Source organism: Aquabacterium sp. UBA2148 (assembly GCF_002328915.1).
GTDB lineage: Bacteria > Pseudomonadota > Gammaproteobacteria > Burkholderiales > Burkholderiaceae_C > Aquabacterium > Aquabacterium parvum.
Window position 1 is genome coordinate 3,675 of sequence record NZ_DCXA01000159.1, and the last position, 12,077, is coordinate 15,751.

The following is a 12,077-nucleotide window of genomic DNA, read 5'->3' on the forward strand; positions in this document are numbered from 1 at the left end:
CCTTCGTCGAACTGTGCCCGGAGAAACAATCCGACCTGGGAGCCGCGCAGCAACGCGCAGGCTTCATGGGCGAAGCCTGCGGGATGGAGACCCTCCTGGCGGCCCTGAACTCGGGGCAGGACCACGCCTGGATCGAGTGGCGAAAGCGGGGCACGCCCGTGGCCTGGTTGTTCATCGATCGCATCCAGGCCCGCCCGCCCGTCAGCGAGCCCGCCGCACAACTGCCCTTGCGCGTGCGCTTCAGCGAGCCTGATGCCTCCCCCGTGCCAGAAACCGATACAGCGATGCCCCCGGCGCAAGCGGAGCCCGCCGCGCACCCGGTGGCCACGTCCAGCCACGCCATCTCTGCATGGCCTCAGGCCCTGGCCGACACCCTCTTGCAAGCGCTGCGCCTGCGCACCCGCATCGTGGAGCGGCTCCAGCACACGCCGCCGGCTGCCCCCTGCCCGCATCCCGGTGCACCGCTGATGGTCAACCGGCGCGACCCACGCAACGTGTTGCTCAGACAAATCGATCGCCAGCATGGCACCTGGCTCGCCACGGCCATCGTCGACGAGGGCCACCCCTACTACTTCGATCACCCGCTCGACCACGTGCCGGGCATCCTCCTGCTGGAGGCGGCCCTCCAGCTCACCGAGCTGGCCCTGGTCGACTTGGGCCAGGCATCGCGGCAGCCAAGCAGCCTGGGCGTTCGGTTCCGGCGCTACACCGAAAAACAGGCCCCGATTCGCCTGACGTGTCAGGCAGACGGCACCCAAGGCTTCGTCGTTCGCATCGAACAAGCGGGCCAGTGTGTGTGCGAGGTCGAAGTGGGCACCACCGAAGCCCCGCCCCGCGCCCCGGCCCCGGTCTCGCCGGCCACCACCGCTTTGCCCGATGCAAAGTGGCTGCACAAAGCCCGCGCCGAAAACCGCCTGGTCCATGACCTGGAGGTGCGCGAAGGCGCGCTGGGCGTCGTGACCGCCGAACTGCCCGAGGGGCACGCCTTGTCCGACGGACCTCCAGGCAGCCTGTCGATGCTGTACTTCCTGGAGGTCGCGCGCCAGTGCTTCATGCTGGTGGCCCACGGCAAGTTGGCCGTGCCGCTGGGCACGCCCATGAACCTCGTGGACCTGCGCTTTTCTCTGAGTGCACCGATCGGGCGCCATGGCCGACTGTGGCTGAGCCCCAGCTTCTCCCCGGTCGCGTGGACGGGCACAACGCGCACCAGCAAGGTCACCATGCAGCTGTGCGACGACCAGGGCGCGTTCGGCCAAGCCACCATCGTCTCGCAGGCCATCGCACCCGAGGTTTACGCGGCACAGCGCCAGGCGGAGCCCGCATGAACGCAGCCGGGGCCGCCCCCATGCACCTGGTCTGGTTTCACCATGCCGGAGGGCATGGCCACAGCTACCGAGCGATGGCAGCGAGCCTGCCCGCGAGCTGGCGCGTCAGCCTGATCGAGTACCCAGGCAGGGGCGCGTTGGCCCACCTGCCGGCACTCGACAACCTGTGCGAACTGGCCGCGTGCTTGTTGCCTCAGGTGGAGCCGCTGGCGCAAGGGCCGCTCGCCTTCTTCGGTCACAGCATGGGTGCCATGGTGGCCCACGAGGTTGCGCGCCAGATGCTTGCCCGGCGATGCCCTGCCCCCTTGTGGCTGGGCGCATCCGGGCACCGAGCGCCGCAACACCCCAGGCCAGCAGGCGAGCGCCTGCACCAACTGCCCGACGCGCTCCTGGTCGAACGCCTGCAGCGCGTGGGAGCCCTGCCAGCCCAAGCGATCACGGCCAACTACCTCAACCTCATGCGCACGGACTTGCGTGCGTGCGAGACGCACCACGGCGCAGGTTCAGGGGCCATCGAAGCCTTGCCTTGCGCCTTGTCCACCTTTGCAGGCGACGCCGACCCCTTGGCCCGCCCACAGGACATGCTGCCTTGGTCTCGGCAGGTCAGCGGCACCGTGCGCCACCACGTCCTGCCCGGTGGGCACTTCTTCCTGGCTGGCGTTCGACGCCGCCAGGTGATCGACCTGATCGTGCAGGACATCGAGCACGCGCGGCTCATCCATTCAGACACCCACTCCCCGCTCACTCACCATGCCACACGTACAAGTTCAAGCCACCACGCGCGCTTCAGCCACCGACATCTGGAAGATGTGGATCGACGTTGAGGGCTCGCCCGCCTGGGACACCGATGTCGAGTGGAGCCGCCTGGACGGTGCGTTTCGCCCCGGCACCATCGGCGCTTTCAAGCTCAAAGGCGGCCCCGAATTGCGCTTCGAACTCGAGCGCGTGGAGCTGCTTCGCTCCTACAGCAACACCGTTCGGCTGCCCGGTCTTCGGGTTCGCTTCACGCACGAGGTCGAGTCGATCGACAGCAGGCTGAACGTCGTGCGGCATGGCGCCGTGCTCAGTGGACCGCTCTCGTGGGTCCTGGCCCCCTTCCTGGTGCGCAAGCTGCGCGCCGCTTTGCAGCTCGCCTTGCGAAACATGCTGACCCAAGCCGAACTCAAGGCCCATGTCGCAGCCGCTGCCTGACCTGCCCATTCACCTCAACCTCAAAACGGAACCACCATGTCTCGGAAGTTTCAAACCCTCGCCGCCCTGTCCCTGCTTTCGCTGGCCTGCACCCAACACGCCAACGCCCACTGGCTGGACGGGCACAACTACGCCGCCATCGAACTGGGATCGAACCGGGCCTCGCAGCAGAACCTCTATCAACAGGGCTTCAACTTCGTCAACATCGGGTTTGACAACGACTTCAAGTTCGCCAGTGCGCGCGCCATCTCGGTGGGCCGCGCGCTGGACATCGGTCCACGCATCGAGCTGAGCTACAGCCAGCGCAGCAACGACATCCAGAGCTTCGGCAACCGGCTCTATGACGGCGGCGGCGTGCTGGCCGGCGATGGCAAGGAACAGCTCAAGAGCTGGGTGGTCAACCTCTGGTACGACTTCGACCTCAAACCCCTTGGCCTGCCCTTCAAGCCATACATCGGCGCCGGCCTGGGCCGAGGCAGCCTGGACGTCAAGGGCCTCGCGGCAGGTGGCGTGAGCTTCGGCGACGCCTCCGCCGACGTCGATGTGCGCCAGTGGGGTTTTGGCGTGAGCTGGGACGTCAGCGAAGCCATGACGCTCGATGTGGGCCACCGCCGCGTGCGCACCTCCACGGGCGGCTTCGGCAACATCCCCAACATCCCCCCCGGCAACGTCGAGGCCCGTTACCGCGCCTTCACGACGCAGCTCGGGCTGCGCCTGAAGTTCTGAGCGCCTCCCCACAACCCAACACACACGAGGAACACCACACCATGGGAAAGACCGCGTTCGTCACGGGAGGCGCAGGCTTCCTGGGTCGGCACCTTGTTCAGGAGCTGCTCAGCACCGGCTGGCACGTCACCGCCCTGGTCCGATCCGAGGTGCCCGCCTGGATGCAGTCGCCGCACCTGAGCATCCGCAATGGTTCACTGGACGATGAGCGGCAGCTGCTCGCGGCCATGCCGGACAGGCCCGATGCGGTGTTCCACGTGGCCGGTGCGATCTCGATGTGGCACGGCGACATGGACATCCTGATGCGAGACAACGTCACGGCCACCCGCAACCTGATCCTGACCGCGCTCAAGCGCAGGGCCTCTCGTGTCGTGCTCACCTCGACCCTGGGCGTCTTTCAGGACGAAGGCGAGCCCATCTCGGAGCACAACAGCCTGCGATCGATGAGCAGCGAACGCAACCCTTACCTGCTGACCAAGTTGATGGCCGATGAGGAGCTGCAGAACGCGCATCGCGCAGGCATGTCCACCGTGAGCATGCACCCCTCTCACCTGCTGGGGCCACATGACCAGGCCGGCTGGATCAAGATGTTCGATGACGCCGTTGCCGGCAAACTCAAGGCCGCCCCAAGGGGCGCGCCAACTTCTGCGCGGTCGAGGCCGTGGCTCGGGCCCATGTGGCGGCCGCGCTGCGCCCGGACGCCGCCCCGCGCTACGTGCTGGGTGGGCCCACCGTGTCTTACCTGGACATGTTCAACGCGATCGCCAGCCGCACGGGCGTCAAACCCGTGACCTCGACCGTTCCAGCGCCGGTGCTCAAAACCGTGGCCAGGCTGTCGGACTGGTGGTCTCGCGTCGATGGCAAGCGGCCCGAGCTGACCCCAGGTCTGGCCGAGATCCTTTGCGGTGACATGCTGGCGGACGACCAACTGGCCACCCGGGACCTGGGTTACCGCAGCGAATCACTCGCCAGCTTGCTGGACCGCGTTCACCACCACTGGAGCGAGCGCCTGGGCTCGCCAGCACGTCAAGCGCCCGCAGGCCTGAGTGCCCGGATGTGATCCGCCAGGGCCTGCAGGGTTTCGCTGCCGCTCACGCCCAGGTCGGACAAGTCGCCGCGCGCCAGCATCTCGCTCAAGGACTCGATCTGCAGCAGCGTGTGGGCCAGCGACTCGGGCGCGAGGTGGGCACACCAGGGGCCCAGGCGTGACATCAAGGCGGCGCGACCCTGCGCGCGCACGGCCCTGACCGCCGCGTCCTGCAGGGTCACCGAGCGCAGGTGCTGGCGGAACGTCAGGAAAGGCCGCATGTTCTCCACACAGGCCTCGGCCAGCTGCAGCGGGGTCAGCTCATGCGGCCCCAACAAGGACATGAACAGCGCGAACTCGGCCTCCTCCCAGACGTGCAGCACTTCGGCGAACACCGCAGCCTTGTCGGAGAACCATCGGTAAAAAGTTTGCGGCGCAAAGCCCGCTCGCCGTGCGATGCGGTTGGTGTCGGTGCCAGCGAAGCCGTGCTCGATGAACTCCCCCATCGCGGCCTCGATCAACCGCGTGCGGGTGGCCCCGACGACCTTGCCTGGGTCGGCATGGCCAGGCGCTTTGTCGCTGCGGGTCATGGGCGTGCGCCTGGCTGGTCGGACACCGCCCACGGCTGCAGCCAGGCCACGATCGCAGCGATGAGCTGATCGGCGCAGGGCTCGTGGAGCAGGTCGTGGGCCATGTCGGCAAAGGCCATCTCGTGCACCAGGTGGGCAGGTGCTTCGCGCACAAAGCGCCGCGCGGCCGAAGGCGCCACCAGCCGATCGGCACCCGCGTGGCAGATCAACGCCGGGGTGCGCCAGTTGGGCAACTGCTCGAACACGCGCTGCGCCGAAGACAGCATGTGCTGCACCACGCGTGGGGTCATCGTGGTGTGGATGAGCGGGTCTTGCTTCTTGGCGGCCACCACCTCGGGCACGGACGAGCCCCAGCCCAGCATGTAAGACAGCGACACCGGCAGGTCCGGCACCATGCGGGACAGCACGGCGAGTGTGGCGCTTTGTGGTGGCGACAAGGCCGGCGCCAGCGCAGGGGCGATGAGCACCACCGCGTCCAGCGGACGCACCCAAGGCTCCAGCTCGGCCTGGCCTGACTGCGCCGCAGCGAACCTCGCCGCCAACAAACCGCCCAGGCTCGTGCCGATCATCACGCGGGGAAGGCGCCCATAGGCCAGGCCCAGCACATCGTGCAATTGCGCCTGATCGCGCAGCAAGTCGTCGCCATCGCGGACGACACCACGCTCACCCCCAGAGCGACCGTTGTGCCGGTGGTCGATGCCCGCCACGGCCCAGCCTGCTCGGTTGAGCGCCTGCGCCAGGGGCTCGATGCGCCCCTGGTGCTCACCGAAGCCATGCAGGGTCTGCACCACACCCCGCGGCCGCGTCACGGGCCAGTGGCTCAGGTGCAAACGGGTGCCGTCAGGCGCGAGCAGGTGGTCCGGCAGGGTCGGCGAATCGGGCGGGAAAGAAGGCATCGGCGCGAGTGTAGGTCACAGGTCAAGGGGTCCCGGCGATGGCTTTGACCGCGCGCGGCCACCCCGTGAAAGCCCCCAGGCGAACGCAGGAACACTTGGATACGATCGGTGTGATATTTCTATCACACAAGATGCGACAATCACAGGAGAAACACATGAACAAACCCACAGGGAGGACCCCGATCCTCACCGCTGCGCTCTCGGTGGCGCTGTGTGCGCTGGCCCACAACCCCGTCAGCGCCGCGCCGCCCGACTGCCCTGGCGCAGGCCCGGCGCGCCAACTCACCAGCGGCCGCGGCCCACTCGAGTCCCTGGCTTTTGACCGTCAGGGACGCCTGCTGTTCACCAGCGTCACCAAAGGTGCCTTGTTCCGCCTGGAGGCCCCGCAAGGCCAGGTCACCACCGTGACCACGGCCCTGAAGTCGCCAGGCGGCATCGCCGTGACAGGCGAACACGAGGCACACGTGGGCACGGGCAACAGCCTCAATGGGCTGCTGCCCTGGCTGGGCTCGGCCGGCATCTCCAAGGTGGACCTGGCCACCGGCGCCACCACGCCTGTGGTCAAGGGCCTGGCCATGGCCAATGGCCTGGTGCGCGCCGACGACGGCACCTTCTACGCCTCGGACGACCTGGCCAGGAGCCTTGATCGAGTCCTGCCCAACGGCACCGTGCAGCGCGGCTGGCTGGCGCTCAACAGCAACGGCCTGGCACTCAGCCACGACCAGCGCACGCTCTACGTCAACCAAATGATCCCGCCCAAGGTCATGGCGGTGGACCGCGAGTCGGGTCAGGTTCGGCTGGTGGCGCCAGCCCCCGAGGGGCGCGGCTGGACCTGGCTGGACGGCCTGGGCATCGACCGCCAGGGCCTGTTGTACGTGGCGTCGTACTGGAGCGGCGAGGTCTGGCGGCTGACGCCTGAGGGCAATTGGTGCACCCTGGCGCGAGGCTTGATGCTGCCCAGCGCGGTGACGCCAGGCTCCGACGGCGCGGGGTTCTCCACCACCAGCGTTTACGTGACAACGCACGGTGGCGGGTTGTTCGAGGTGCCTGGGGCGGTGCCTTGAGGGTCGCGTTCAGCAACGACCTGCGGCCTTGAGCAAGGCATTGCAAGCGGGCGGGGTTTCCTTCTGCGCGGCCTTGCCGGGCTTGGCGCCACTCCTCTGGGTGCAGATGGCATCGGACGTGGTCGGCGCCATGCCGAACGAGGTGATCTTGGCCAGCGGGGGCGCTTCGTAGATGTAGCACTGGTAGAGCGCGCCATCCTTGGTGGTGACGGTGTAGTTCATGCGCCCACCCCCATCGCTTTCCATCGCCTGGTTCGAGATGGTGAAGGCCCCCACATCCCGCCCGATGGCCATGGCCGTGCGTTGCTCGAGCTTGTCTTGTGGCACCTGCGTGGCGGCGCACCCGGCCAGCAAGGCCATGGCGCCAAGGAGCAAGCCGCCGGAAAGGCGGATGGGTGTCGAGCCTGTGATCGTCATCATGTCTGGTTTCCTGGTTGAGAGAAGAACGGCCGCCTGTTGCAGGCCGACGGCCCACCACCCCACAGGCTGACTCAAAATGGTTTGGGCTGGATCAGCCCGGTGGCAGCGGCTTTGACCACGGCGTGCTGCCGGTTGGCCACGTCCAGCTTGTGCACCGCGTTTTGCAAGTGGAAGTTCACGGTTCGCTCGGACATGCCCAGCAGCTGAGCAATTTCCGAGGAGGTCTTGCCATCGGCGGCCCAGCGCAGGCATTCCAGCTCCCTGGGGCTGAGGTCCGGGGTCGGCTGCTGCAGCAAGCCGCTGACGCGTCGCACCGCCTCGTGCAGGTGCCCCGCCAGCATGGCCACCCAGGGCAAGGCGGACACCGCCACCCGACGCGCCTCTTCGGGCGCCGCATCGGATGCCAGGCTGAACACACCCAGCTCACCCTGCGGGCTGTGCACCGGCGCCGTGACGCCATCGACCAGCCCGTGCGCTGCCGCATCCGCCATCATGTGACGCGAAGGCCCCGACAGGGACTGCGTCAGGTCGCTCCAGCAAATCGGCACCACCTGATTGGAGCAGTACGCCATGACCGGATCGTGGTCGTGGTACGCGCAAGCGAAGTAGCGCTGCACCCACTCGGGCGGGTAGCCGTCAAGGATGATCAAGCGCGCATTGGCAAAGTTCGTGGGCACGCGCAGGGCGTACACGAAGTGCCGAAAGCCCAGGTCGAGGCTGAGCTGACGGCAGACATCGGTCAGGGCGCCGATGCTGGGCGCCGAGGCAAACGCCAGTTGCGCCGACAGCAGGCGATCAAACAGCTCGGCGGATGACTTGTCGGACACCGCGACGGCCCCCCAATGCACACAAGCCCAGGGCCGTCATCCAGATCGCATGGGGCTCGGGCACCGGCGCCGACTGCTGCAAGAAGGCGTAGCCGCTGGCCGACGTCACCTGCCCCACGCTGGGCTGCAAGGCGAGGTTGAACGAGTGCATGGCATCGACCTGCGCGCCGCACGCACGGGTGTCGGCGCAAGCGGCATGCACCGATGTCAGCCACTCGAATTGGAGGTCGGTGTCACCGGGCACCCACACGTCAAAGGCATGCGAGCCCTGCCAACGCGCATCGGGCAAAGACCCCGCAGGCGGCTCATCGAAGTAGATGGAGCGCTCGGAGGTGCCCAGGTCGCCATGCACATCGACCTCGGTCAGCGCGGTGCTGTACCACTGGGTGCGACCATCCCAGAAGGTCCACATGCGCCCCGTCAGGATGCGTTGTTCGGTGACCGTGGGCGACTCTTCGCCCGAAGAGCCAGGTGCCCCGTGCTGGGGGTTGGGGACCTCCCAGCTGACGCGGACCTTGAAGTCCGTGGTCGACTCTTTGCGGATCAGGTAGGACGCGACTTCGGCCGAGGCCACGGGGCTCAGGTCATGGGTGGCGTCGTATCCCACTTGCAGCCGCAAGCGCGCCTGCTGCCCCCCGGCCCCGGCAAGGCGCAAGGTGTCGGACAGGCTGGCCGACGCGAAGGACTCACCTCGCAAACGCTCGCCAGACGGGATGACCGATTGCACTTGCGTCAGCAACTTCATGCCGCCTTGCTGCACATCGATGTCGGCGATCGCCTGCCCCTGGATGCGACCGGCGTCGCTCGTTCCCTCGGGTGCGGCCACGGCGTGGTCGACCAACGCATCGAGGCGTTGACGCCCTTGCACATCGGTCAAGGTGCGCGCATCGCGAAGGATGTCCTGGCCGCTGGCCGACACGACCGCGGTGTTCGCCGTCAGCTGGCTCGCAGCATGCGCCGAGTGCGCCCCCCACCAACCCAGAACACAAATGGGCAAGGCCTGGACGAGGTTGGCTCGCCAGCGTGAAGAGTGGGTCATGCATGCCTCCTGTTGCACGTCGATCAATGCGGGGCCAACGACTCACTCGGGTCGGGCCCCAACCTGGGCACGATTGGGCGCCTCTGGCGGCGTCTGTTCAACTGTCAGATCTGACATATCCCCCTTGGATCAGCACCCCCAGAAGAGCGACCTGTCGCAGCCAGGCACCAAATCACCGAACACACGTGCAACGGCCTGCGTTGCAGGCTCGCTCGCCCGACCATGGACACAGGTCCACAGAACAAATGGCGTCGAATTGAGCGGGCCACTCACCCTTGATCCAGGCTTGCCCGCATCGCCTGATCCGGGACACTCGGCCCGAGGCACGTGTGGACGTGCTGGACCGAACAGGAGGAGCGCGATGACCGTGTCGTTGTCGTCGGCAGCCTTGGCCCAGGCCAACGCCGCCCCAACCACCGCCACCGCCCAAGTAGCCGCCCAGGAGAACCCGACCACTGCGGCGCTCAACAAGATTTCGCCCGCGCTGGGCAAGGCGCACGAGCGAGTGCGCAACCAGCTGCAAAGCGACTCGACGTCGCTGTCGCAACTGGGCAAGTACAAGGCCACCGTGTCGGAGCTGCAGGGGGCCGCTCAAGCCATGAGCCAACTCGGCGCCACCACCAGCGTGGCCGACGCCTCTCAGACCGTCGAGCGCTTCGTCGCCGCCTACAACCAGGCCATCCAGGCTTCCCGGCCCGATGAGTCAAGCTCGGCGAGCGGCACGCTGGCCGCCTCAAGGCGCACCCTCACGAACACCGACACCAGCCGATCTCAATTGGCCAAGCTGGGGCTCACACGGCAACCCGACGGCACGCTCAAGCTGGACACCGCAGCGCTGAAAAAAGCCCTGTCAGCGGCGTCCAGCAATGGAACGCCCTCGGACGCCACGACCAGCGCCGGCACGGGGCTGTCCACGCTGTCGCAACTGGGCAAGGCCATCGGCAAGCGCGCAGACAGCGAGCTTTCGGACTCCAGCCGGCTGGCCTTCGCCACCAACCTGTTCTCGGGCAAAGCCACGCTGCTGAAAAGGCAGCAAACCAACTTGCTCGAAGCCGCGACCCAAATGGCCTCTCAGGCCAACAACGGTGGCAGCACGGGGGTCAACACAGGCAACTGGTCGTCGCGGCAAGCACTGCGTCAATACACGGCTTGATGCGCGAGCCTGGGCCTGAACACAGAGCTCCGCAAGACATCACTCAGGCCGCTGCTCAGCCGATCTGCCCTGGCGCGATCACCGCATCGGCCATCTCGATGCAGCATTGCTCGAAGTCGGGCACGGGCTTGCGGTCTTCCATGACCTCGGCGAGCATGCGAGATGTCACCTTCTCGATGTGCCGCCGCCACGCCCGCTGCTCGTCCTCGGAGGCACGCATTTCGTCGCAGAACGACACCGACATCAGCTGGCGCAGGTCATCCACGCAGCCTGGTGGCACCGGTGGCGCTGCAAGCAGCATGCGCTCGAGCGGCTCCAATTCCGGCAGCCCCCACTTCGCACACCGGCCTCGCATCCAGTCCTGGTCGCCCTGGCACTCGAACAGCAAGATGCCGTTGGCCGTCCCCGAACACCCCTCGAAGATGGAGAACACGCGCTTTTCAACAAGGAAGTGATGCAACTGGCCCAGGCTTCGAAACAGGTCTTCCCCCTCATTGGCCCACACCACAAACGTGGTGTCGCACCACCCGATGACGGTGGTCTTTTCCTCGATGGTTTGCAGCCATTCGAGCGCAACGCCGAGCGCTTGGGCGTTGAACTGGCGACGCTCCTCGCGGTGACGGGCCGCCAACGCCGCACGCATGCTTTCCCGCGCTTGCTGGCGAGCCTCGCTCAGGGCTCCCACGCTCGCCAGGGCCCCGTCGTTGCGCGCCTTGGGTGGCACCGGGGTGAGCGGCCCACAGCCCATCAAGTCGCGATTGCCCTCGAGGAAGGCCACCGCTTGCTCATGCACCGCTGTGTCGAACCACTCTGTGTAGCCATCGCCACGGTGCGGCCTGGGGCGCGCATGCGCACTGAACAGGACGTGACACAGCTTCTCCAGTCGCGTGGCCAATGCGGTGCTCGGCACCCGCATCTGGCGAGACCGAGCGACGTCGATGGCATCCGGAAGACTCGCCATGCGCGCGTGCACATCGTTCGCTTTCCCGAGCTTGAAGACGCCGTCGGTCTCATGCCAGAGAAGGTAGATGTGGGTGGATTCCGAGGTTGCCAATCTGTGCCTCCGGATGCCGTGAATCCCGGCGCATGTGAGATGTCCCCACTCTATTGGCGCAACGTGGTGGGCACGTTTCGGGTTGTTTCACGAAGGGCCGCTGGACAAGAGCTGGCGCACCAGGCGCCGGCACCACGGCAGGCTGAGAGCCGCGCTCGCTGACAGCAAGCGCCAACCGAATTTTTCACTCGGTTCGAGTCTCCCAACATCAACGGACAAAGTCGCACCCGAGCGAGGAAACCGGTCGGCTCGAACTTGGGTCAACGAAAAAACCAACCAAGCGGAGACCGGTGCAAACGAACATGCAAGGAGCGACTCAATGCACAGAAGTCAGGTTTTCGGGTGCGAAGCAAACACCTTCGCGCGTCCTCCAAGGTCCACGAGCGACACGTCGTCAGGATCCTTGCGTGCGCCGACCTCCATGCCGGGAGGGCCTCCGAAGCATGCTCCAGAATGCTCGGCGCCTCACTTCAAGGTGAAGCGCACCGTCACGGTCTTGCCTGCGACGTTGTTCAGCACGGCCACCACCTTGTCGCCTTTGCCCAGCTTGACGCCCTGGGCCCGAAGCTGGTTGCCGCCAGCCTCCTTGAGCTCGGCCTCGGTCTTCTTGCCGCCCTGCAACACCGTGAGCTTGCCGGTGACGCCCTTGGCCGACTTGGGCGCATCGTGGTCCACCAGGTAAAGGGAGGCGCCATCGGCCTCGGCCACCAGCTCGAAGGCCAGGTCGTTGACGACCTGGACAACGCCGCCATGGTGCGGCTCGCC

Annotated in this window: 15 protein-coding genes; 8 read left to right on the top strand and 7 right to left on the bottom strand. The window is 66.8% G+C overall.

Annotated features, from left to right (window positions below; all coding sequences use genetic code 11):
- The 6 genes from B2W70_RS08715 to B2W70_RS08740 form a co-directional block, all read left to right on the top strand.
- A partial coding sequence (locus B2W70_RS08715) for an AfsA-related hotdog domain-containing protein (protein WP_286744871.1) occupies positions 1-1,325 on the top strand: 1,325 nt, incomplete at its 5' end.
- Positions 1,322-2,149 (top strand): thioesterase II family protein, encoded by an 828-nt coding sequence (locus tag B2W70_RS08720; RefSeq protein WP_286744874.1) that lies wholly within the window; start codon positions 1,322-1,324, stop codon positions 2,147-2,149. The genes B2W70_RS08715 and B2W70_RS08720, both read left to right, overlap by 4 nt.
- Positions 2,133-2,516 (top strand): hypothetical protein, encoded by a 384-nt coding sequence (locus tag B2W70_RS08725; protein WP_286744876.1) that lies wholly within the window; start codon positions 2,133-2,135, stop codon positions 2,514-2,516. Before B2W70_RS08720 ends, B2W70_RS08725 begins: the two co-directional genes overlap by 17 nt.
- A gap of 36 nt (positions 2,517-2,552) precedes the next feature.
- Complete coding sequence (locus B2W70_RS08730; protein WP_286744878.1) at positions 2,553-3,242, top strand: outer membrane protein; 690 nt, start codon at positions 2,553-2,555, stop codon at positions 3,240-3,242.
- A 41-nt stretch (positions 3,243-3,283) separates the two neighbouring features.
- Positions 3,284-4,033, top strand: coding sequence for an NAD-dependent epimerase/dehydratase family protein (locus B2W70_RS08735; protein WP_286744880.1), 750 nt, complete (start codon positions 3,284-3,286; stop codon positions 4,031-4,033).
- Positions 3,991-4,302, top strand: coding sequence for a hypothetical protein (locus tag B2W70_RS08740; protein ID WP_286744883.1), 312 nt, complete (start codon positions 3,991-3,993; stop codon positions 4,300-4,302). The genes B2W70_RS08735 and B2W70_RS08740 overlap by 43 nt, the downstream gene beginning before the upstream one ends.
- On the opposite strand, the gene B2W70_RS08745 is transcribed toward B2W70_RS08740, so the two are convergent.
- Complete coding sequence (locus B2W70_RS08745; protein ID WP_286744886.1) at positions 4,269-4,859, bottom strand: TetR/AcrR family transcriptional regulator; 591 nt, start codon at positions 4,857-4,859, stop codon at positions 4,269-4,271. The two genes, B2W70_RS08740 and B2W70_RS08745, sit on opposite strands and share 34 nt — an antisense overlap.
- On the bottom strand, positions 4,856-5,755 hold the full coding sequence (locus B2W70_RS08750) for an alpha/beta hydrolase (protein ID WP_286744888.1): 900 nt from the start codon (positions 5,753-5,755) through the stop codon (positions 4,856-4,858). The genes B2W70_RS08745 and B2W70_RS08750 overlap by 4 nt, the downstream gene beginning before the upstream one ends.
- 155 nt (positions 5,756-5,910) lie before the next feature.
- On the opposite strand from B2W70_RS08750, the gene B2W70_RS08755 reads away from it, so the two are divergent.
- Complete coding sequence (locus B2W70_RS08755; protein WP_286744890.1) at positions 5,911-6,819, top strand: SMP-30/gluconolactonase/LRE family protein; 909 nt, start codon at positions 5,911-5,913, stop codon at positions 6,817-6,819.
- 9 nt (positions 6,820-6,828) lie between these two features.
- Here B2W70_RS08755 and B2W70_RS08760 read toward each other — a convergent pair whose 3' ends face one another.
- The 3 genes from B2W70_RS08760 to B2W70_RS08770 all read right to left on the bottom strand — a co-directional run bounded on the left by B2W70_RS08760 (position 6,829) and on the right by B2W70_RS08770 (position 9,105).
- Entirely contained in the window at positions 6,829-7,239 is a 411-nt protein-coding gene (locus B2W70_RS08760) for a hypothetical protein (protein WP_286744892.1), read from the bottom strand.
- Between the two features lie 71 nt (positions 7,240-7,310).
- Positions 7,311-8,066 carry a LuxR family transcriptional regulator gene (locus tag B2W70_RS08765; protein WP_286744895.1) on the bottom strand — a complete coding sequence of 252 codons (756 nt, stop codon included), beginning with the start codon at positions 8,064-8,066 and terminating at the stop codon, positions 7,311-7,313.
- Positions 8,035-9,105, bottom strand: a complete 1,071-nt coding sequence (locus B2W70_RS08770; RefSeq protein WP_286744897.1) for a hypothetical protein — start codon at positions 9,103-9,105, stop codon at positions 8,035-8,037. The genes B2W70_RS08765 and B2W70_RS08770 overlap by 32 nt, the downstream gene beginning before the upstream one ends.
- A 361-nt stretch (positions 9,106-9,466) precedes the next feature.
- On the opposite strand from B2W70_RS08770, the gene B2W70_RS08775 reads away from it, so the two are divergent.
- Complete coding sequence (locus tag B2W70_RS08775) at positions 9,467-10,258, top strand: hypothetical protein (protein WP_286744900.1); 792 nt, start codon at positions 9,467-9,469, stop codon at positions 10,256-10,258.
- A gap of 55 nt (positions 10,259-10,313) precedes the next feature.
- Here B2W70_RS08775 and B2W70_RS08780 read toward each other — a convergent pair whose 3' ends face one another.
- Together B2W70_RS08780 and B2W70_RS08790 are read right to left on the bottom strand one after the other, a co-directional pair.
- On the bottom strand, positions 10,314-11,312 hold the full coding sequence (locus B2W70_RS08780; RefSeq protein ID WP_286744903.1) for a GIY-YIG nuclease family protein: 999 nt from the start codon (positions 11,310-11,312) through the stop codon (positions 10,314-10,316).
- A gap of 465 nt (positions 11,313-11,777) precedes the next feature.
- Positions 11,778-12,077, bottom strand: a 300-nt coding sequence (locus B2W70_RS08790; RefSeq protein WP_286744905.1) for a hypothetical protein, incomplete at its 5' end; no start/stop codon positions are given.